Consider the following 21892-nt stretch of genomic DNA (forward strand, 5'->3'; position numbering starts at 1 on the left):
GGCGGGCGGTCGAGCCGGCCGGGTGACGGTCTGCTTACGCGTCGAGCGTCGGGTAGTCGGTGTAGCCGGCTTCACCGCCGCCGTAAGCGGTGGACATGTCCGCGTGCGCGAGCGGGCGATCGTGTCGAATGCGCGTGACGAAATCGGGGTTCGCGATGAACGGGTAGCCAAACGACACGAGGTCGGCATGGCCGTCGGCGAGTGCCTGTTGCGCGCGTGCTTTCGTGTAGCCGCCGTTCGCGATGTAGAACCCGCCGAAGGCACGGCGCAATGCGCGGTAGTCGAACGGCGGCGCCTGATCGGCCGCGACCTGCGGAATGCCTTCGACGACGTGAAGATAGGTGGCGAGCCCGGTCAGCCGGTCGGCGAACCGCTCGAACAGCGCCTGCGGCTGGCTGTCCGCGATGCCGCCGAAATGCGGCGTGACCGGCGAAATGCGGACGCCCACGCGCGCGGGACTCACGACGCGTCCGACCGCCCGCACGACGTCGAGCGGCAGCCGGATCCGGTTGTCGATCTCTCCGCCGTACGGGTCGGTGCGCCGGTTGGTACCGTCGCGCAGGAACTGATCGAGCAGATAGCCGTTCCCCGCGTGAATCTCGACACCGTCGAAACCGGCCTGCAACGCGGCCTGCGCCGCATGCGCGTATTGCTCGACGATGCCGGGGATTTCATCGGTGTCGAGTGCGCGCGGCACGGGGTGCGGCTTCGGCCCGTCCGGCGTGAATGCCTGCCCGTCAGGCTGAATGGCCGACGGCGCGACGGGCAGCGCGCCGTCGGGCTGCAGATCGGGATGGCCGATGCGGCCGACGTGCGCGAGTTGGACGAAAATCCGGCCGCCTGCGCGATGCACGGCATCGGTCACGCGTTTCCAGCCGTCGATTTGCGCATCGCTGTAGATCCCCGGCGTGAACGGATAGCCCTTGCCGAGCGGCGAGATCTGCGTGCCCTCCGTGACGATCAGGCCAGCCGACGCGCGTTGGGCGTAGTAGGTGGCGTTGATCGCGCCCGGTGCATCGCCGGCGCCGGCCCGGCTGCGCGTCATCGGCGCCATCACGATGCGGTTGCCGAGTGTGATCCCGCCGAATTCGAGCGGGTCGAACAACGTGGCGCGGGTCGATGCCGCCCGGTCGGGTGAAGCGTGGTCGATCGTCATGATTCCATTTTCCTGTCGTGTTCATGGGTCGTCGACGCGCGAGCCGGGATGCCCGGCGTGCACGCGTCGAACGCTGCTGAACACGAATTTAGGAGAATGCCGTGATCGAAACAATCGTCTAAAATGGATCGTTAAAATCGATTTTCTTGATGGATCATGGAGCGAAGCCCCAATCTGGAGCAACTGCGCGCGTTCATCGCGGTGGTCGAAGCCGGCAGCTTTTCCGGCGCGGCACGGCGGCTCGAGCGCGCGCAATCCGTCGTCAGCTACGCGATCGCCAATCTGGAGTCGTTGCTGGGCGTGCCGCTTTTCGAACGGGGCAAACGGCGGCCGACGCTGACGGCGGCCGGCGAAATCGTCCTGGCCGACGCACGGCGGCTCGACATGCTGACGGGCCAGTTGCTGGCGAAAACCGCCGGGCTGCGCGGCGGGGTGGAAGCCGAGCTGTCGCTGGCGGTGGACGTGATGTTTCCGCTGGCCAGACTCGTCGAGGGGCTGCGTGCGTTCGCCGACGAATTTCCCACGGTCGCGCTCAACCTGACCATCGAAGCGCTCGGCGGGGTGATGAAGCTGGTGGTCGACGGCGGCTGCGCGCTCGGCATCAGCGGGCCCGTGCAAAACTGGCCGGACGTGATCGATGCGACGTCCATGGGCGCGATCGAACTGGTCACCGTCGCCGCGCCCACGCATCCGCTCGCGCAGCGCCGCGGGCGTGTGCCGCTGTCCGACGCGCGCGAATATACGCAGCTCGTGCTGACCGACCGAAGCAAACTGACCGAAGGGCAGTCGTTCGGCGTGTATGCGACGCGCACATGGAGGACCGCGGACCTCGGCGCGAAGCATCGACTGTTGCTCGAAGGGCTCGGCTGGGGTTCGATGCCGATGCATTTGATCGAGGACGATCTGCGGCAAGGCCGACTGGCCGTCGTGCGCTTGTCGGATCGCGATGTGTTTCGATACGGCATGTCGTTGATCCGGCGGGCCGATCGCGCGAGCGGGCCCGCGACGCAGTGGCTGATCGACCATCTGACGCGTCCGGGCGAACTGGAGGCCTGAAGCGCTGCACCGTCTCTGCGCTTCACTGCGCCGAAAACGGCGCCATGTGATACTGGCACGCACGTCGCAGCGGACACCTTCGTCGCCCCCGGCAAACGCGTGCCGCCGACCGCTTCCGTAATCGTTCGCCTCTCGCAAGACCACCCGTCATGACCGACTCGACCCACCACTATTACGAACCGTCGCAAGGCCACGGCCTGCCGCACGACCCGTTGAACGCGATCATCGGCCCGCGCCCGATCGGCTGGATTTCATCCCGCGGCAGCGACGGCACGCTGAACCTCGCGCCGTACAGCTTCTTCAACGCGTTCAACTATCGCCCGCCGATCATCGGCTTTTCGAGCACCGCCGCGAAGGACAGCCTGCGCAACGTGCAGGAAACCGGCGAGTTCGTGTGGAACCTCGCGACGCGCGATCTCGCCGAGCGGATGAACCAGACCTGCGCCGCCGTGCCGTACGACGTGAACGAATTCGAACTCGGCGGCTTGACCGCCGTGCCGTCGCGCCTCGTCGACGTGCCGCGCGTCGCGGAAAGCGGCGTCAACTTCGAATGCAAGGTGACCGACGTGATCCGGCTGCGCGATCATCGCGGCGTCGAGACGCCGGCCACGCTGGTGCTGGGCGAGGTCGTCGCGGTCCATATCCGCCATGACCTGCTGAAGGACGGCGTGTTCGACACGTTCGGCGCGGGCATCATTCTTCGTGCGGGTGGCCCGTCGGCCTATGCGCACGTGACGCCCGACAGCCGCTTCGACATCTTCCGGCCCGACGCATGATCGATCGCGCGCCGCAGTAGGCCGGCAATCGGCGCGGAAGCGCCCGAATCCGAAAAGACCCCGCGGAGATCGAGGATTTCGCGGGGTCTTTTGCTTCGTACCCTCAGAGGAAGCGGGCGCGCCGTTCGTCCGTCCCCCGATGCCCGATCGCCGCTGGCTCGGCGACCCCGCACCGCAGCAGACCTCTCCCGCGCCGCCACCGTGCGCCGCACTCACACGCCGCCTCCCTCCGCCATGGCAAATCTGCTCACCACGAACGAGCGGCTTGGGCATCGACGCCCGTCGCTGCCAGGCATAAATTTCCAAGGTTGACGTGCTTATCCGCGCGTCAGCTCGCGCGCAGGCCGGCAACCGGCCCGCGCGTTCCCAAACAGCGTGAGACACAATCGAGCGTGGAGACGACACGATGAGCCTGTCAGAGCCATTGCGTCTGCATGTGCCGGAGCCCACCGGGCGCCCGGGCTGCAAGACGGACTTTTCCTATCTGCATCTATCGCCGGCCGGCGCCGTTCGCCGCCCGCCGATCGACGTTGCCGCGGCGGACACCGCCGATCTCGCCCGCAGCCTCGTGCGCGTGCTCGACGACAACGGCAAGGCCGTTGGCCCGTGGGCGCCCGATCTCGACGATGCGCGACTGATCGCCGGGCTGCGCGCGATGCTCAGGACCCGCATTTTCGACGCGCGCATGATGATCGCGCAGCGCCAGAAGAAAATCTCCTTCTACATGTTGAGCCTCGGCGAAGAGGCGATCGGCACCGCGCACGCGATGGCGCTGCGCGACGGCGACATGTGCTTTCCGACCTACCGACAGCAGAGCATCCTGATCGCGCGCGACGTGCCGCTCGAGCGGATGATCTGCCAACTGATGTCGAACGAAGGCGATCCGCTGAAGGGCCGCCAGCTCCCGGTGATGTACTCGGACCGCGAAGCCGGCTTCTTCTCCATTTCCGGCAACCTCGCGACGCAGTTCATCCAGGCGGTCGGCTGGGCGATGGCGTCGGCGATCAAGGGCGACACGAAGATCGCGTCCGCGTGGATCGGCGACGGCGCGACGGCCGAAGCCGATTTCCACACCGCGCTCACGTTCGCGCACGTGTACCGCGCGCCGGTCGTGCTGAACGTCGTCAACAACCAGTGGGCGATCTCGACGTTCCAGGCGATCGCGGGCGGCGAGGGCACGACCTTCGCCGGGCGCGGCGTCGGCTGCGGGATCGCATCGCTGCGCGTCGACGGCAACGACTTCCTTGCGATCTACGCGGCGTCGAGCTGGGCGGCCGAACGCGCACGCCGCAATCTCGGCCCGACGCTGATCGAGTGGGTGACCTACCGCGCGGGCGCGCATTCGACGTCGGACGATCCGACCAAGTACCGGCCGAGCGATGACTGGTCCCATTTCCCGCTCGGCGATCCGATCGAGCGCTTCAAGCGCCACCTGATCGTGAAGGGCATCTGGTCGGACAGCGCGCACGACGCGTTGACGGCCGAGCTCGAGGCCGAGGTGATCGCCGCGCAGAAGGAAGCGGAGAAGTACGGGACGCTCGCCGACGACCGGATTCCGTCGCCGGCCTCGATGTTCGACGACGTGTACAAGGAGCTGCCCGCGCACCTGCGCCGTCAGCGCCAGGAACTGGGAGCGTGATCATGGCGCAACACGAGACAGGGACGGCGACGCAGCCGATGACGATGATCCAGGCGCTGCGCTCCGCGATGGACGTGATGCTCGGGCGCGACAGCGACGTGGTCGTGTTCGGGCAGGACGTCGGCTATTTCGGCGGCGTGTTCCGCTGTACCGAAGGACTGCAGAACAAGTACGGCAAGTCGCGCGTGTTCGATGCGCCGATCTCGGAAGGCGGGATCGTCGGCGCGGCGGTCGGGATGGGCGCCTACGGGTTGCGGCCGGTCTGCGAGATCCAGTTCGCCGACTATTTCTATCCGGCATCCGACCAGATCGTGTCGGAAGGCGCGCGGCTGCGCTACCGCTCGGCCGGCCAGTTCACCGCGCCGATGACGATCCGGATGCCGTGCGGCGGCGGCATCTACGGCGGGCAGACGCACAGCCAGAGCCCGGAGGCGATGTTCACGCAGGTGTGCGGGCTGCGCACGGTGATGCCGTCGAATCCGTACGACGCGAAAGGGCTGCTGATCGCGTCGATCGAGAACGACGATCCGGTGATCTTCCTCGAACCGAAACGGCTGTACAACGGCCCGTTCGACGGCCATCACGAACGGCCCGTCACGTCGTGGCTCAAGCATCCGGCGAGCGCGGTGCCCGAAGGCTACTACACGGTGCCGCTCGATACGGCCGCCGTCGTGCGGCCCGGCAACGACGTGACGGTGCTCACGTACGGCACGACGGTGCACGTATCGCTCGCCGCCGCCGAGGAGACCGGCATCGACGCGGAAGTGATCGACCTGCGCACGCTGTGGCCGCTCGACCTCGACACGATCGTCGCGTCGGTGCGCAAGACCGGGCGCTGCGTCGTGGTGCACGAGGCGACGCGCACCTGCGGCTATGGCGCGGAGCTCGTGTCGCTGGTCCAGGAACACTGCTTCTACCACCTCGAGGCGCCGGTCGAGCGCACGACGGGCTGGGACACGCCGTATCCGCATGCGCAGGAATGGGCGTATTTTCCGGGGCCGACCCGGGTCGGTGAAGCGTTGCGACGCGTGATGGAGGCGTGAGATGGGGATTCATGTCATCAAGATGCCGGATATCGGCGAAGGGATCGCCGAGGTCGAGCTGGTGGCCTGGCATGTGGAAGTCGGGCAGACGATCAAGGAAGACCAGCCGCTCGCCGACGTGATGACCGACAAGGCGGCGGTCGAGATTCCGTCGCCGGTGACGGGCAAGGTGATCGAGCTGGGCGGCCGGATCGGCGAGATGATGGCGGTCGGCAGCGAGCTGATTCGGCTGGAAGTCGAAGGCGACGGCAACCTGAAGGCCGGGGCACCGGTGCGGGAAACAAAGGTAGAAACCGCACCGGTCGCGGTGGCGGCACCGTCGAAACCGGTAGCCGACGCATCGGCCGGGTCGTCTGCGCAGCCGGCGGCGCCTCGTGCACCGGCGAAACCGCGCCGCGAGGAACCGGTCGCGCAGCCGCGCGCGGCGCTGGCACCGGGCGAACGGCCGCTCGCGTCGCCGGCCGTGCGTCAGCGTGCGTGGGACATGGGCATCGAGCTGCGCTACGTGCGCGGCACCGGTGAAGCCGGGCGGATCCTGCATGCGGATCTCGATGCATATGCGCGCACCGGCGGCGGCTCGGCGCACGGGGCGCAACCGCGCGGCTACGACGAACGCCACGACGAAACCGAAGTGCCGGTGATCGGCTTGCGGCGCGCGATCGCGCGCAAGATGCAGGAAGCGAAGCGCCGCATCCCGCACTTCAGCTACGTCGAGGAAATCGACGTCACCGAGCTCGAATCGTTGCGCACGGAGCTGAACCGCCGCCACGGCGACACGCGCGGCAAGCTCACGCCGCTGCCGCTGCTGATCCGCGCGATGGTGATCGCGCTGCGCGACTTCCCGCAGATCAACGCGCGGTTCGACGACGAAGCGGGCGTCGTCACGCGCTACGGCGCGGTGCACATGGGCGTCGCGACGCAGACGGACGGCGGCCTCACGGTGCCCGTGCTGCGTCATGCGGAAGCGCGTGACGTGTGGTCGATCTCGGCGGAAATCGCGCGGCTTGCCGACGCGGTGCGCGCGAACCGGGCGCAGCGCGACGAGCTGAGCGGGTCGACGATCACGATCTCGAGCCTCGGCGCGCTCGGCGGCATCGTGTCGACGCCGGTGATCAATCATCCGGAGGTGGGCATCGTCGGCGTCAACCGGATCGTCGAGCGGCCGATGATTCGCGACGGCGCGATCGTCGCGCGCAAGATGATGAACCTGTCGTCGTCGTTCGATCATCGCGTCGTCGACGGCGCGGATGCGGCCGAATTCATCCAGGCCGTGCGCGCGGTGCTCGAACGCCCGGCACTGCTGTTCGTGGAGTGAGCCGATGAAGAACGAACACACCACACTGCTCGTCATCGGCGGCGGCCCGGGCGGCTACGTCGCCGCGATCCGCGCCGGCCAGCTCGGCATTCCGACCGTGCTCGTCGAACGCGACCGGCTCGGCGGCACCTGCCTGAACATCGGCTGCATTCCTTCGAAGGCGTTGATCCATGTGGCCGACGCATTCGAACAGGCGTGCGGCCATGCCGGCGAAGGCGCGCTCGGGATCCGCGTGCGCGCGCCCGAGATCGACATCGCGAAAAGCGTCGCGTGGAAGGACGGCATCGTCGACCGGCTGACGCGCGGCGTCGGCGCACTGCTCAAGAAGAGCGGCGTGCGCGTGCTGCACGGCGAAGCGCGCGTGATCGACGGCAAGACCGTCGAAGTCGTCAGCGCCGGCCACGCGGTGCGGATCGGTTGCGAACACCTGTTGCTCGCGACCGGTTCCGAACCGGTCGAATTGCCGTCGATGCCGTTCGGCGGGCACGTCGTGTCGTCCACCGACGCGCTGTCGCCCGCGACGCTGCCGAAGCGGCTGGTCGTCGTCGGGGCCGGGTATATCGGGCTCGAACTCGGGATCGTCTATCGCAAGCTCGGCGTCGACGTCAGCGTCGTCGAAGCGGCCGAGCGCGTATTGCCTGCGTACGATGCCGAACTCGTGCGGCCGGTTGCCGATTCGCTGGCGCGGCTCGGCGTGCGGCTGTGGCTCGGCCACAAGGTGCTCGGGCTCGACAAGCATGGCGCGGTGCGCGTGCAGGCGGCCGACGGCGCCGAGCAGACGCTGCCGGCCGATCGCGTGCTGGTTGCCGTCGGCCGCCGGCCGCGCGTCGACGGCTTCGGGCTCGAGACGCTGATGCTCGATCGCAACGGCCGCGCGCTGCGGATCGACGACACATGCCGGACCTCGATGCGCAACGTCTGGGCGATCGGCGACGTCGCGGGCGAGCCGATGCTCGCGCATCGCGCGATGGCGCAGGGCGAGATGGTGGCCGAGCTGATCGCCGGCCGGCGCCGCCAGTTCATGCCCGCGGCGATTCCGGCCGTGTGCTTCACCGATCCCGAGATCGTGACGGCCGGCTGGTCGCCGGACGATGCACACGCGGCCGGCGTCGATTGTCTGAGCGCATCGTTCCCGTTCGCGGCGAACGGTCGCGCGATGACGTTGCAGGTGACCGACGGATTCGTGCGCGTCGTCGCGCGGCGCGACAATCACCTGATCGTCGGCTGGCAGGCGGTCGGGCGCGGCGTGTCGGAGCTGGCCGCGGCGTTCTCGCAGTCGCTGGAGATGGGCGCGCGGCTGGAAGACATCGGCGGCACGATCCACGCGCATCCGACGCTCGGCGAAGCGCTTCAGGAAGCGGCGTTGCGCGCGCTCGGACACGCGCTGCATGTCTGACGTGCGAGCCCGACAGGGCGCCGCCGGTGCGGGATGCGCGCATCGGCGGCGCTTGCGGCGGCGGAGGTACGTCATGTCGTTTCATTCGATCCGGAATGATGCAATGCCGACGTTCCGCATGCTCGTGCGGAACGGGCGCGACGGCATGGCGCGGCCGGGCCGTGCATCGAATCGCCCGGAACCCACCTGACAAGGCCGTAATTTTTCGAGACGAGCGGAGGGTTGTCGGCGCCGCGTTGGCCGGCGATCATGTCGATAGCCGGAAACCGGGCCGCCTCGGGCCCGCCAACGCAGGCTCCATACGGAAGAACCGGACATGAAACTGCTGCTCGTCGGCGCGACCGGGCTCGTCGGGCGCCACGTTCTCGACGTCGCGCTGGCCGATGCGCGGGTCGATCAGGTGATCGTCCTCGCGCGCCGGCCGTTGTCGCCGCATCCGAAGATGCGTGCGCTGGAAGTCGACTTCGACCAGTTGCCCGATGCGGCCGACTGGTGGCGCGCGGACGCCGTGATCTGCACGCTCGGCACCACGATGCGGGCGGCCGGCTCGCAAGCGGCCTTTCGGCGCGTCGATCACGACTATCCGCTCGCGGTCGCGCGGCGCGCGCACCGGCACGGCACGCCGACCTACGTGCTGAATTCCGCCCTCGGCGCGGACGCCGCGTCGCGCATCTTCTACAACCGTGTGAAGGGCGAGGTCGAACAGGCGCTCGCCGGTGTCGGCTTCGATTCGCTCACGTACGTGCGACCGGGCCTGATCGGCGGCAGCCGCGACGAGTTCCGGTTCGGCGAGCGGCTGTTCGTGTTCGCGCTGAGCGCCGTCGGGCCGGTGCTGCCGGCGAAATGGCGCGTGAATCCCGCGTCGCGGATTGCGCGTGCGATGCTCGACGCGGCGATCGACGCACGGCCGGGTGTGCAGGTCGTCGCGTCCGACCAGCTCGTCTGACGCCGCGCGGGCGGCGCGCCCGCCAGGCTATTCGTCCGCGTTCGCGTCGAGCACGCCGAACTGCTCGGCGAGCGCCGCCGTGAACGCCTCCAGCGCTTCGCTGCCGTCGGAATTCCGCGGCGTCGCGAGCTGGAACTCGACCGTGTGGCTCAGCTTGCTCGCCAGCAGCCGACGCATCTTCCCGGCAGCGACCCACGGCGCCGCGACGTGGTCGGGCAGGAAGCCGACATGCGCGCCCGACAGGATGAAGATCACGTCGGCATCGACGTTTTCCGAAAACGCGGTCGGCTGCGCATTGCGCAGCGCCGCCCCCGACGTATTCGTCTTGTAGAGCCGCGCGACGTTGCTCGCGCGTGCGATGTCGTTGACCGACACGGTTTTCTTCGCGAACAGCGGATGGCGGGCGCCGCAATGCAGCGACTGGTGCTCGACGAACAGCGGCGCGTAGTGCAGGCCGGCCTGATGGCCGGAGAAATAGCCGATCGCGAGTTGCAGTTCGCCTTTCAGCAGCCGGCGCTCCAGCTCGTCGGGCGGCACCGCGATCATTTCGATCAGCACGTCCGGCGCGCGCTCGCGAAAGCGGCCGACGGCCGCCGCGATCGACTCGACGACGTCCGGCGAGAGCCGCTCGGACAGGCCGATGCGCAATTCGCCGAGCAACGTGCCTGATACGTGCTGCGTGTCGCGCGTGAACACGTCCATCGCGTGCAGGAGGCGGCGCGTCGACTGCAGCACGCGTTCCCCCTTCGGCGTCAACCGGAAGCCGCTTTTGCCGCGATCGCACAGCCGGAATCCGAGCCGCGTCTCGAGCTTGGCCATGTGCGTGCTGATCGTCGACGGCGCCATGCCGAGCGTGCCCTGGGCGGCGCTGAAGCCGCCGCTTTCGACGATCGTCAGAAAGAGCCGCAGCAACTGCACATCCATGTCTCTGAGTCGGGTCAGCATGGCGATACATCGCAGTTTGTGAAGTTGGCTTATGTTAGTTCATATTTTTCGTTGCGTGCGGCGGCGGCAGAATCGGGCACGAGGTCGCCGGCCGTGCGACCGTGTCCTCTTCAGACAGGAATCCGACGATGAGCCAGAACGATTTCGCGTTCACGCGCGACAGCCTCTACGGCACCCAGGCCGAACCCAGTTTCGCGGGCGCGACGAGCTTCATGCGCCGGCGTTTCAGCCGTGATCTCGACGGCGTCGACCTCGCGATCACCGGCGTGCCGTTCGATTCCGCCGCCTCGCACCGGCCCGGCACGCGGTTCGGCCCGCGCGGGTTGCGGATCGCGTCGACGGGCATCGCGTGGGAGCGCCCGTGGCCGTGGTCGTTCGATCCGTTCGATGTGCTGGCCGCGGTCGACTACGGCGATTGCGCGTTCGATCTCGGGCAGCCCGAAGCGGTGCCGGGCGCGATCGAGCGGCATGCCGATGCGATCCTCGCGCGCGGCTGCGCGATGCTGACGCTCGGCGGCGATCACTTCATCACGTATCCGCTGCTCAAGGCGCATGCGAAGGTGCACGGGCCGCTGTCGCTCGTGCATTTCGACGCGCACACCGATACGTGGCCCGACCGCGACGTGAAGCGCATCGATCACGGGACGATGTTCTATCACGCGGCGCGGGAAGGGTGGGTCGTGCCCGAACGATCCGCCCAGATCGGCATTCGCACGACCAACGACGATCCGATGGGCTTCGACATCCAGGATGCGCGCCACGTGCATGGGTCGACGCCCGCCGCGGTCGCCGCGCGCATTCGCGAGCGCGTCGGCGATCACCCGGTGTACCTGACGTTCGATATCGACTGTCTCGATCCGGCGTTCGCGCCGGGCACCGGGACGCCGGTCTCGGGCGGCCTGTCGAGCCATCAGGCGTTCGAGATCCTGCGCCACCTCGACGGCATCAACCTGGTCGGCATGGACGTGGTCGAAGTGTCGCCGCCGTACGATCATGCGGAAATCACGTCGCTGGCCGGTGCGACGATCGCGCTGGAACTGATCTGCCTGTATGCGTCGCGCCGGCGGCAGAAAAAGGAAGCGTCGATCGATGGATGACCTCACCTGGCGCAAGGCCGTTCCCGGCGACGCGGCCGAATGCATCGCGCTGCGGGCGCGCACGCGCGAGAACGCGTTCACCGAAGCGCAGTTGCGCGCGCTCGGCATCACCGTCGAAAGCTGGGACGACGGTATCCGCGACGGCCTGTTCTCGGGCCATGTCTGCTGCGTGCGCGGACGCATGGTCGGCTACTGCTTCGGCGACACCGGTTCCGGCGAGATCGTCGTGCTCGCGATGCTGCCCGAGTATGAAGGAGCGGGGATCGGCAAGCGGCTGCTGCGGCGCGTGATCGACGATTTCGCGGCGAACGGCTTCACGTCGCTGTTTCTCGGCTGCTCGACCGATCCCGCATCGCGTTCGTACGGGTTTTATCGCCATCTCGGCTGGATACCGACCGGGGAACTGGACGACGCGGGGGACGAGATTCTCACGTTTCAGGTCGGGCAGCGCGGTTGATCGCATGTGTGGTTCGGATCTCGGCGTCTGCCCGGTCCGGACGACTGCCTGGCCAGACCACGCACGCGCGGCATTGCAGCATACGCGCCGACGACGCGACGTCGTGACGCTGCGTGTCGACATCGAGGCCGCGCATACCGGCCGGGCTCCCTCCGCCGACGCCATGACGTCTACGCCCGATCGGCGACTTTCGCCGATCGGGCTTTCATTTTTCCGACATCCGGCTTGCGGCAATACTGCGCGGGTGTACCGCGATTGCTCGGACAATTTCGAAAGTCGATCGATACCGGGTAATCACCGATATCTCGCAAGTTGTATATACAAGATCATCCGCTGGCAATGTCGGCACGCGTCGTGCCGGTTGCGCGCCAGCGTGCAGACCGTGCGTGCGTGGCGCATGCCGGCGATCCACGGCGCCCCGCACCCGCAGAGCCGAAAGAGCGGCTCGCAGCTTCCTGTCCCGTTCAAACCATATGTGGTCCTGAGTATTTTGGAGATTGACCCGTGTCAACGAATTCCAGTGGAAAAGCCGGCGGACTGATCGAGGTACGCTCGATCGACTTCATTCCCGACGCCGAGCGCCACGGCGGCCTGCTGAGCCAGTTCACGCTGTGGCTGTCGGCCAACATGCAGATCACGGCCATCGTCACGGGCGCGCTCGCGGTCGTGCTCGGCGGCGACGTGTTCTGGTCGCTGGTCGCGCTGCTGCTCGGCCAGTTCGTCGGCGGCGCGGTGATGGCGCTGCACGGCGCGCAGGGGCCGCAGCTCGGGTTGCCGCAGATGATCTCGAGCCGCGTGCAGTTCGGCGTGTACGGCGCGATGATCCCGATCGTGCTGGTGTGCCTGATGTACATCGGCTTTTCCGCCAGCGGCTCGGTGCTGGCCGGGCAGGCCGTCGCGCAACTGCTGCACGTCGACGACGCGGCCGGCATCCTGCTGTTCGCTGCCGTGATCGTCGTGCTGACCGTGTTCGGCTATCGCGCGATCCATTTCGTCGGCCGGATCGCGAGCGTGATCGGCATCGTCGCGTTCGTCTACATGTTCGCGCAGTTGTTCGCGAACCACGACATCGGCGCGCTGCTCGCGAACCGGCATTTCTCGCTGGCGAGCTTCCTGCTCGCGATGTCGCTGTCCGCGTCGTGGCAGATCGCGTTCGGCCCGTACGTGGCCGACTATTCGCGCTACCTGCCGCGCTCGACGTCGTCGGTCGCGACGTTTGTCGCGGTCGGCCTCGGCTCGGTGATCGGCGCACAGGCGGCGATGGTGTTCGGCGTGTTCGCGGCCGCGTTGGCCGGCAGCCAGTTCGCGCACCATGAGGTGTCGTACATCGTCGGCCTGGGTTCGACGGGCGCCGTGGCCGCGCTCCTGTATTTCAGCATCGCGTTCGGCAAGGTGACGGTGACGGCGCTCAACGCGTACGGCAGCTTCATGTCGATGGCGACGATCGTCAGCGGCTTTCGCGGCAAGGGCGCGGTATCGTCGAAGAGCCGCCTCGTGTACATCTTCGGGATGATCTGCGTGTCGACGCTGATCGCACTCGCGGGCCGTCATTCGTTCCTGAAGGAATTCACCGCGTTCATCCTGTTCCTGCTCGCGTTCTTCACGCCGTGGAGCGCGATCAACCTGGTCGATTATTACTGCTTCACGCGTTCGCGCTACGACGTGCCGGCGCTGTCCGATCCGGACGGCCGCTATGGCCGCTGGAACGTGATGGCCATCACGATCTACGTGGTCGGCATCCTGGTGCAACTGCCGTTCATGTCGACGCACATCTACACCGGGCCGCTCGTCGACGCGCTCGGCGGCACCGACATCTCGTGGATTCTCGGCCTCGTCGTGCCGGCCGTGCTGTATTACGTCGGTGCCCGCGCGTCGCGACGCAGCATTCCGGAACGCCTGATCCTGCCGCTCGAACGCGGCGAAGTTCACCACTGACCACACGTCTCGCGCATCGGGCCGGCAAGCCGCCGGCCTGAGCGCCGAGCCGGGCGCGGCCTGCGCCGGCTCCGTCAACACGATTCCGTATCCCGCGATACCGGAGCGGCCTGCACGCCGCGTCCGGCATCGTTTCAATCTCGATCTATTGAATAGTATGACTAAGAAAAACGAAGCGCACGGCAGCGGTTGCCGCGCGCGGCCGGCGCACGCCGGTCTTCGCTTCACGGTGGCGGTCGCCTGCCTCGCCGGTTCGGGCGCTGCGCTCGCGCAGGATGGCGTCACGCTGTATGGCGTGATCGACGAATTCGCGCAGGTCGTGAATACGGGCACCGGCTATACGGCGGCGATCGACTCGGGCGGGCAGTGGGGCAGCCGGTTCGGCTTGAAGGGCGGCGAGGATATCGGCGGCGGGCAGAAGATCGAGTTCGCGCTGGAAAACGGCTTCAACCCGAACGACGGCTCGCTCGCGAGTGCCGGCACGATGTTCAACCGGCAGGCGTGGGTCGGCATCGCGGGGCAGTGGGGTAAGGTGCGCGCGGGCCGGCAGAACTCGCCGCTGTTCAACGACCAGGGCGGGCAGGATGCGTTCGGCGGCGTCACGCAGGCGTCCGGCATGGACAACCTGACCGTGTTCGCCTTCCGCACGAGCAATACGCTGTCGTACCAGAGCCCGGAGATCGCCGGTTTCCAGGGCGGGCTGTACGTCGGGTTCGGCGAGGCGGGCGGCGTGCGCTCGGCCGGCTCCAGCCGGCAGTTCGACCTGACCTACGAACACGGCCCGTTCGGCGCATTCGTCGCGGGGCAGTGGTTGAAGAACGCCGCGGCCACCACGACCGATCGCACGATCATGGCCGGCGCGTCGTACGCGATCGGCAAGGCCACCGTGTATGGCGGTTTTTCCGCGGTGAAGCGGGCCGACCTCGGGATCGATTCGCGCGTATACGGAGTGTCGGTCAAGTATCAGTTCAATCCTGCCAACATCATCGCGCTCGGTTATGCGTACCTGCACGACCAGTCGTCGCAAGGCAATCATGCGGACCAGCTCGGGCTGATGTACGAATACGACCTGTCGAAGCGCACGAGCTTCTACGGCGCGCTGTCGTACCTGCGCAACCGCAACCAGGCCGGCTACACGCTCGCCGGTGCGGCGAACCCCGGCCTGCCGCTCGCGTACCCGGGCGCGAATGCGCGCGGCGTGCAGCTCGGCATCGTGCATCGCTTCTGACGCACGCAACGCGCCGGGCCGCGTGTGCCCGGCGCGTGCACCGGGCGCACCCGCGCCGTCATTTGCCGAGCCGCTCCGCGAGCGAGTAGCGCTGCATGCAGCGCTCCATCGCGTCGAGAAACGCGTGCTCGGCCGCATTCATCTTGCGGTCGCGATGCCACAGCAGGAACACGTCGACGTCGACGAGCCCGTCGTCGGGCGGCAGCCGCCACAGCCGTTGCTGCGCGATGTCGTCGCGCACGATGTGCTCGGGCAGGCAGCCGATCCCGTAGCCCGCGAAGATCAGCCGCCGCACTTCCTCCAGGCTCGGCGACGACGCGACGATGCGCCCCGTGAAACCCTTCTGGTCGCGGAACACGGTGAGTGGCGACAGGCTGTCGCCGATCTGGTCGCTCGTGAACGACACGAAATTTTCCGCGAGCAGGTCGTCCATCCGTAACTGTGTCTGCCCGAACAACCGGTGATGGCGGCCGCAGTAGATCGCATAGCGCTGGCGCAGGAAGCAGCGCATTTCCAGCTTGTCGTGCGGCGTGCGGCACAGGCCGAGCCCGGCCGTGGCCGTCTTCTGCAGCAGCGACGACAGGATGTCCGACGAACGCATCACCTCGATCTGCAGGTCGATACGCGGATACGCGCGATGGAAATCCGCGAGGAACTCGTCGTAGACGGGCGATTCGATGCGGCTCACGGTCAGCAGCCGGATCGAACCGGTCAGATCGGCCGTGCTGTCGTCGATTTCGGTTTCGAGGCGCGAGATGCCGCCGTAGATGTCGCTCGCGATCCGGTACACGGCCTCGCCCGCCGGCGTCGGCGCGAAGTGCGCGCCGCGCCGCTCGATCAGCCGGCGCTCGAGCGTCTCCTCGAGCCGCCGCAACGCCTGGCTCACGGCCGGCTGCGTGACGTGCAGGCGGGCGGCCGCGCGGCTCACGCTGCGCTCCTGCATGATCACCAGGTAAGTGCGCAGCAGGTTCCAGTCGAGACGGTCGTTCAGGAACGGGGCGAGGTCGGGGCGCATCGGGTCTCCGGACGGGCGGCGGGTAGGGCATTAGTTGAATTTATACGGCGAATAATAACTTGAAATTTGACTAATGATTTGCGGTCACCGATAAAGGAGGGGCGCCGCAGCGTGCGGCGCGAGGCCGCGACAGACGGCCGTCATCACGATATTGCGCGCCGCCCCGCCGCGGCGCGCGTCAGGAGCCCGCATGACCCAGTCCCTTCCTTCCGCCCGCCAGCCGGGACGCGCCGCGACGGCCGCGTTCATCGGCACGATGATCGAGTGGTACGACTTCTACATCTACGCGACCGCCGCCGCGCTCGTGTTCGGCGAACTGTATTTCCCGTCGCATGACCGCTTCGTCAGCACGATGGCGTCGTTCGCGACGTTCGCGGTCGGTTTCTTCGCGCGTCCGCTCGGCGGCGTGATCTTCGGCCATCTCGGCGACCGCATCGGCCGCAAGAAGGCGCTGATGACGACGCTGATGATGATGGGCGTCGCGACCGTGTGCGTCGGGCTGCTGCCCGATTATTCGAAGGTCGGCATCCTCGCGCCGGTGTTGCTCGTCGCGCTGCGCGTCGTGCAGGGGATCGCGGTCGGCGGCGAATGGGGCGGCGCGGTGCTGATGGCGGGCGAGCATGCGCCGCAGGGGCGCCGCACGTTTTTCGCGTCGTTCGCGCAGCTCGGCAGTCCGGCCGGGTTGATCCTGTCGTTGATCGCGTTCCGCGCGGTCACGTCGATGGACAAGGCCGATTTCCTCGCATGGGGCTGGCGCCTGCCGTTTCTCGCGAGTTCGGTGCTGCTCGTGGTCGGCATCCTGATCCGGCTCGGCGTGAACGAGTCGCCGGAATTCGCGCGGGTGAAGGAAGCCAACCGCACGGTGAAGCTGCCGGTCGCGGAAGTGTTCCGTTCCGCGTCGGGGCTCGTGCTGCTCTGCATCGGCGCGAACACGATCGGCATCGCGGGCGTCTATTTCACGAACACGTTCATGATCGCGTACACGACGCAGTACGTCGGCGTCTCGCGTTCGCTGATCCTCGACAGCCTGTTCGCGGTCGCGATCATCCAGTTCTTCGCGCAGCCGCTCGCGGCCTGGATCGCCGAGCGTATCGGCGGCGCGCGCTTCCTCAAGCTCGCGGCGCTGCTCGCGATGCTGTCGCCGTATCCGATGTTCATGCTCGTGCAGGGCGGCACGTCCGCGTCGCTGGTCGCCGGCATCGCGCTCGCCGTGGTGTGCATGGCGGGCTTCTATTCGGTGATCGCGGGCTTCGTCAGCGACGTGTTTCCCGCGCACGTGCGTTATTCGGCGATCTCGCTCGCCTATCAGATTTGCGGCGCGATCGCGGGTGGCCTGACGCCGCTCGTCGGCACGTGGCTCGCGCATCGCTTCGCGGGCCAGTGGTGGCCGCTCGCGGTGTTCTACACGTGTCTCGCCGGCATTTCGCTGCTCTGCATCGTCGCGCTCGATGCGCGCCGCGCCGCGCAGCCGGCTGCCGCCGAAGCGCTCGGCTCGCATTGACCCTCAACGAACGAATTGATCCGGAATGCATATGAACGATCTGCTGGAAATCGACGGCGCCCGCCTGTGGCAGAGCCTGGCCGACATGGCGCGCGTCGGCGCGACGCCGCGCGGCGGCGTGCGGCGTCTCGCCCTCACCGATGACGACCGGCGCGGGCGCGACCTGTTCGCGCAATGGTGCCGCGACGCGGGGATGACGGTGAGCGTCGACACGGTCGGCAACCTGTTCGCCCGGCGTGACGGCGCCGATGCGCACGCCGCGCCGGTGCTGATCGGCAGCCATCTCGACACGCAGCCCGAAGGCGGCCGCTTCGACGGCGTCTATGGCGTGCTCGCCGCGCTCGAACTCGTGCGCACGCTGAACGACGCCGGCATCGGGACCGACAAGCCGCTCGAGATCGTGTCGTGGACCAACGAGGAAGGGGCGCGCTTCGCGCCCGCGATGCTCGGTTCGGCGGTGTTCACGGGCGCGTTGCCGCTCGACGACGCGCTCGCGAAGCAGGACGCCGACGGCGTCACGCTCGGCGCGGCGCTCGACGCGTGCGGCTATCGCGGCACGCGTGCGACGGGCGGTGCGGTCGACGCGTATTTCGAGGCGCATATCGAACAGGGCCCCGTGCTCGAGGCGAACGGCACGACGATCGGCATCGTCACGGGCGGCCAGGCGATCCGCTGGCTCGACGTGACGGTGACGGGCGTGGCCGCGCACGCGGGCACGACGCCGATGCCGTATCGCAAGGACGCGTATTTCGCGAGCGCGCAGATCGCGCTCGAACTCGAACGGATCGTCGCCGCTTATGCGCCGCGCGGGCTCGCGACGATCGGCCAGGTCGGCATCCGCAATGCGTCGCGCAACACGATTGCCGGCGACCTGACGTTCACGGTCGACCTGCGTCATCACGACGATGCGGAAGTCGATGCGATGGAGCGCGACCTGCGCGACGCCTGCGCACGCGTCGCCGCCGCGCGCGGCGTGCAGGTGGCGGTCGAGACCTGCTGGCGCAGCCCGGCGACGCCGTTCGACCGCGCTTGCGTCGGGCTGGTCGCGCAGGCGGCCGCCGCATTCGGCTACACGCACGAACGGATCGTGAGCGGCGCCGGCCACGACGCGATCCTGCTCGCACGCCGCTTCCCGGCCGCGATGGTGTTCATTCCGTGCGTCGACGGCCTGTCGCACAACGAAGCCGAGGATGCGTTGCCCGACGACGTGACGCGCGGCACGAACGTGCTGCTCCATGCGGTGCTGGCGCGGGCCGGCATCGCGGCGCGCGTCGACGCGGCGGCTGCCGCGCACGGCGCCTGATCCGGCGAATCGACGAGGATCCCATGAAAACCTATTTCCATCCCGAACAACTGCTGCACCATCCGCGCAGCTACCTGTCGCGCGGCCAGATGCGCGAACCGCAGGAAGTGCCCGAGCGCGCGGCGCGGCTCGTCGCGGCCGTCCGGTCGCTCGACTTCGACGTGCGCGAGCCGGCCGACCGCGGCACCGCGCCGATCGCGGCCGTGCACGACATGAACTACCTGCGCTTTCTCGAGGACGCGCACCGCGACTGGAAGCAGATGCCCGACGACTGGGGCGACGAAGTGATGTCGAACGTGTTCGTGCGCGATCCGAACCCGCTGCGCGGCGTGCTCGCGAAAGCCGCGCGTTATCTCGCCGACGGCAGTTGCCCGGTGGGCGCGAACACGTGGCGCGCGGCGTACTGGTCCGCGCAGGGCGCGCTGGCGGCCGCGGCCGACGTCAACGACGGCGCCCGCGAAGCCTATGCGCTGTGCCGGCCGCCCGGCCATCATGCGCGCCGCGACGCGGCGGGCGGCTTCTGCTACCTGAACAACGCGGCGATTGCCGCGCAGGCGCTGCTCGGCCGCCATCGCCGCGTCGCGATCCTCGATACCGACATGCATCACGGGCAGGGCGTGCAGGAGATTTTCTACGGCCGCGACGATGTGCTGTACGTGTCGATCCACGGCGACCCGACCAACTTCTACCCGGTCGTCGCCGGTTACGAGGAAGAGACGGGGGCGGGCGCCGGCGACGGCTTCAACCTCAACCTGCCGATGCCGCACGGCGCGCCCGAGTCGGCGTTCTTCGAGCGGCTCGACGACGCGCTGCGCGCGCTCGACCGGTTCCAGCCCGATGCGCTCGTGCTCGCGCTCGGCTTCGACATCTACAAGGACGACCCGCAGTCGCAGGTAGCGGTCACGACCGACGGGTTCGGACGGCTCGGCGGTGCGATCGGCGCGCTCGGGTTGCCGACGGTGATCGTGCAGGAGGGCGGTTATCACCTCGCGAGTCTCGACGCGAACGCGCGCGCGTTTTTCGGCGGGTTTGCCGCGGGGCGCTGACTGAACCGTCGGAACCGGATTGCACGCTGAAAATGACAACGGCCGCATTGCGCGGCCGTAAAAATGCATGCGGAACGAGCCCGGGCAGTCCGGGCGTTGCGTGCCCTTATGAATTCGCGGCGGCCGGCGAGCGGCGGCGCTGCGTGACCTGCAGCATCACGAGTGCGAGCCCGGCGGCGGCGATCAGCGCGCCGACGAGCGGCACCGCCGCGTAGCCGAACCCGGCCGAGATCGCCGCCCCGCCGGCGGCGGCGCCGACCGCGTTGCCGAGGTTGAACGCGCCGATGTTGACGGCCGACGCGAGGCCCGGCGCTTCGTGGGCCGCACGCATCACGCGCATCTGCAGCGGCGGCACGACCGCGAACGTCGCGATCCCCCAGACCAGCAGCGTGACGCCGGCGCCCGCATGGGTGGTGGCGAGCAGCGGGAACGCGGCCATCGTCGCGATCAGCAGCAACAGGAAGCCGATCAGCGTGCCGTCGAGCGAGCGGTCGGCCAGACGGCCGCCCGCGATGTTGCCGATCGAGAAGCCGACGCCGATCAGCACCAGCATCGCGGTCACGAAGCCGGGCGTCGCGCCCGTCAGGTGTTCGAGCGTCGGTGCGACGTACGTATAGAGCGTGAACATCGCGCCGGCGCCGAGCACCGTCGTCCCGAGCGCGCCGAGCACGACCGGGCGCGTCAGCACGGACAGCTCGGCACGCAGGTCGGGCATCTTGCCGGCTTCGCCCTTCGGCAGCGCGGCGAACAGGCCGGCGATCGCGATCAGGCCAAGGCCGGCAGTCGCCGCGAACGACATGCGCCAGCCGATGATCTGGCCGAGCCAGGTCGCGGCCGGCACGCCGCCGACGTTCGCGATCGTCAGGCCCATGAACATCGTCGCGACCGCGCTGGCCTGCTTTTCGCGCGGCACGAGGCTTGCCGCGACCACCGAGCCGAGCCCGAAGAACGCGCCGTGGTTGAGGCTCGTCACGAGGCGGGCGAGCAGCAGCGTCGTGTAGTCCGGTGCGACGGCCGACAGCAGGTTGCCGATCGTGAAGATCGACATCAGCGCGATCAGCGCGGAGCGGCGCGACCAGCGCGCGAGCAGCAGCGTCATCAGCGGCGCGCCGACCATCACGCCGATCGCATACGCGCTGATCAGCATGCCGGCTTGCGGAATCGATACGTGCACGCCGTCGGCGATCACGGGCAGCAGGCCCATCGGCGAGAACTCGGTCGTGCCGATGCCGAACGCGCCGGCGGCGAGCGCCAGCAGCGGCAGCGTGGCGCTGCCGCCGGGGCGGGACGGAGAGGAAGTCGTGGTGTTCACGCAGTGGGCTCCTTGTAAGCGGGGAACAACGGCACGAAGCCATTGAGGACAGCGCGAAGTGTGCCTGCATTACTTTTGCGGAAAAAGCCGCATCCGGACGAAATTATCTTGATTTCATGTCAACAATGCAGCGGCGGCGCGATGCGCGTGGCGTGACGCGTGAGCGGGGCTTCGGCGGGACAGGCGAACGGCGGGGATTTTTCGAAAGATCTTCGTCAAGCATGAGACCGCGATTTCCGGACAGGCAGCGGTGGCTCGGGCGCTTCGTCGTCGCCGGGCGAGTTGGCCTGCGCGACGCTCGGGAAGGCGTCCGGCGGCTGGGGCGGCGACATGCGGCTGCGTGGTCGGCACGCATGGCTTCGAGATAGAGGATGGCGTGCAGCCCGCGTCGCGAAATGGCCGGAAACGCTTCGCTACAACGCGCATCGACAAAAAAGCCCCGACCACAGGGGGACCATGGCCGGGGCGGAAACGCATCCTCTCTTTGGCACGAGGGTTGGATGCGCGCGCAGTATATTTCGGGCCATGACGATTCGAACCGGTGTTAAACGGCCGTTTTTGGTGTCAATTTGAAGATTGCGATGTCGTCGCGTCGGCTGTCGGTGTTCTGAAAGATTCTTCGATGACACGGCGGTGTCATTCCGTGTGCAAAAGCATCGAAACCGACGAGATCGCGGAGCGGATTTTCCGTACGTCGCGTTTGGCGGCGCCAGTCGCGCATCGACC

General features: G+C 68.0%; 19 protein-coding genes. 15 read left to right on the forward strand and 4 right to left on the reverse strand.

Annotated elements, in window-relative coordinates:
- Positions 1-34: 34 nt before the first annotated feature.
- A complete protein-coding gene (locus tag H0X90_RS05500) occupies positions 35-1156 on the reverse strand; it encodes an alkene reductase (RefSeq protein WP_006481845.1) in 1122 nt (373 codons plus the stop codon).
- Positions 1157-1312: 156 nt separating this feature from the next.
- On the opposite strand from H0X90_RS05500, the gene H0X90_RS05505 reads away from it, so the two are divergent.
- From H0X90_RS05505 to H0X90_RS05535, 7 genes are all read left to right on the forward strand, one after another.
- Entirely contained in the window at positions 1313-2212 is a 900-nt protein-coding gene (locus tag H0X90_RS05505; protein WP_006481749.1) for a LysR family transcriptional regulator, read from the forward strand.
- 149 nt (positions 2213-2361) lie between these two features.
- The gene (locus H0X90_RS05510) at positions 2362-2988 is read left to right on the forward strand and encodes a flavin reductase family protein (RefSeq protein ID WP_006497648.1); all 627 of its coding nucleotides are present in this window, start codon (positions 2362-2364) and stop codon (positions 2986-2988) included.
- A 406-nt stretch (positions 2989-3394) separates the two neighbouring features.
- The gene (locus H0X90_RS05515; RefSeq protein WP_077189615.1) at positions 3395-4627 is read left to right on the forward strand and encodes a 3-methyl-2-oxobutanoate dehydrogenase (2-methylpropanoyl-transferring) subunit alpha; all 1233 of its coding nucleotides are present in this window, start codon (positions 3395-3397) and stop codon (positions 4625-4627) included.
- Positions 4628-4629: 2 nt separating this feature from the next.
- Positions 4630-5670, forward strand: coding sequence for an alpha-ketoacid dehydrogenase subunit beta (locus H0X90_RS05520; protein ID WP_011545040.1), 1041 nt, complete (start codon positions 4630-4632; stop codon positions 5668-5670).
- Position 5671: 1 nt separating this feature from the next.
- Positions 5672-6985 carry a dihydrolipoamide acetyltransferase family protein gene (locus tag H0X90_RS05525; protein WP_077189616.1) on the forward strand — a complete coding sequence of 438 codons (1314 nt, stop codon included), beginning with the start codon at positions 5672-5674 and terminating at the stop codon, positions 6983-6985.
- 4 nt (positions 6986-6989) lie between these two features.
- The gene (gene lpdA, locus H0X90_RS05530; protein ID WP_077189617.1) at positions 6990-8381 is read left to right on the forward strand and encodes a dihydrolipoyl dehydrogenase; all 1392 of its coding nucleotides are present in this window, start codon (positions 6990-6992) and stop codon (positions 8379-8381) included.
- A 316-nt stretch (positions 8382-8697) separates the two neighbouring features.
- Positions 8698-9327: an NAD(P)H-binding protein gene (locus tag H0X90_RS05535; protein WP_034200781.1), complete on the forward strand. Its 630-nt coding sequence runs from the start codon at positions 8698-8700 to the stop codon at positions 9325-9327.
- Positions 9328-9354: 27 nt separating this feature from the next.
- Here the strand turns inward: H0X90_RS05535 and H0X90_RS05540 are convergent, their stop codons facing one another.
- The gene (locus tag H0X90_RS05540; RefSeq protein ID WP_059721240.1) at positions 9355-10272 is read right to left on the reverse strand and encodes a LysR family transcriptional regulator; all 918 of its coding nucleotides are present in this window, start codon (positions 10270-10272) and stop codon (positions 9355-9357) included.
- 128 nt (positions 10273-10400) lie between these two features.
- Between H0X90_RS05540 and speB the strand changes: the two genes are divergently transcribed.
- The 5 genes from speB (at position 10401) to H0X90_RS05565 (ending at position 14989) form a co-directional block, all read left to right on the forward strand.
- Positions 10401-11369: an agmatinase gene (speB, locus tag H0X90_RS05545; RefSeq protein WP_006481752.1), complete on the forward strand. Its 969-nt coding sequence runs from the start codon at positions 10401-10403 to the stop codon at positions 11367-11369.
- A complete protein-coding gene (locus tag H0X90_RS05550; protein WP_077189618.1) occupies positions 11362-11826 on the forward strand; it encodes a GNAT family N-acetyltransferase in 465 nt (154 codons plus the stop codon). Before speB ends, H0X90_RS05550 begins: the two co-directional genes overlap by 8 nt.
- 103 nt (positions 11827-11929) lie before the next feature.
- Entirely contained in the window at positions 11930-12367 is a 438-nt protein-coding gene (locus H0X90_RS05555) for a hypothetical protein (protein ID WP_227739766.1), read from the forward strand.
- Positions 12331-13761, forward strand: a complete 1431-nt coding sequence (locus H0X90_RS05560) for a cytosine permease (RefSeq protein WP_006497643.1) — start codon at positions 12331-12333, stop codon at positions 13759-13761. Before H0X90_RS05555 ends, H0X90_RS05560 begins: the two co-directional genes overlap by 37 nt.
- Positions 13762-13918: 157 nt before the next feature.
- A complete protein-coding gene (locus tag H0X90_RS05565; RefSeq protein WP_077189619.1) occupies positions 13919-14989 on the forward strand; it encodes a porin in 1071 nt (356 codons plus the stop codon).
- A gap of 58 nt (positions 14990-15047) precedes the next feature.
- Here the strand turns inward: H0X90_RS05565 and H0X90_RS05570 are convergent, their stop codons facing one another.
- Positions 15048-16004, reverse strand: coding sequence for a LysR family transcriptional regulator (locus H0X90_RS05570; protein ID WP_006481805.1), 957 nt, complete (start codon positions 16002-16004; stop codon positions 15048-15050).
- A gap of 190 nt (positions 16005-16194) precedes the next feature.
- Here H0X90_RS05570 and H0X90_RS05575 point away from each other — a divergent pair, with 190 nt between their 5' ends.
- From H0X90_RS05575 to H0X90_RS05585, 3 genes are read left to right on the forward strand one after another with little or no spacing between them, the layout of a single operon-like run.
- Positions 16195-17505 carry an MFS transporter gene (locus H0X90_RS05575; RefSeq protein WP_006481843.1) on the forward strand — a complete coding sequence of 437 codons (1311 nt, stop codon included), beginning with the start codon at positions 16195-16197 and terminating at the stop codon, positions 17503-17505.
- A gap of 31 nt (positions 17506-17536) precedes the next feature.
- On the forward strand, positions 17537-18808 hold the full coding sequence (locus H0X90_RS05580; protein WP_077189662.1) for a Zn-dependent hydrolase: 1272 nt from the start codon (positions 17537-17539) through the stop codon (positions 18806-18808).
- A gap of 23 nt (positions 18809-18831) precedes the next feature.
- Positions 18832-19854: a histone deacetylase family protein gene (locus H0X90_RS05585; protein ID WP_006481821.1), complete on the forward strand. Its 1023-nt coding sequence runs from the start codon at positions 18832-18834 to the stop codon at positions 19852-19854.
- Positions 19855-19960: 106 nt separating this feature from the next.
- Here H0X90_RS05585 and H0X90_RS05590 read toward each other — a convergent pair whose 3' ends face one another.
- Positions 19961-21166: an MFS transporter gene (locus H0X90_RS05590; RefSeq protein WP_006497639.1), complete on the reverse strand. Its 1206-nt coding sequence runs from the start codon at positions 21164-21166 to the stop codon at positions 19961-19963.
- Positions 21167-21892: the final 726 nt, after the last annotated feature.

This window comes from Burkholderia sp. 9775_39 (assembly GCF_015712225.1).
GTDB lineage: Bacteria > Pseudomonadota > Gammaproteobacteria > Burkholderiales > Burkholderiaceae > Burkholderia > Burkholderia cenocepacia.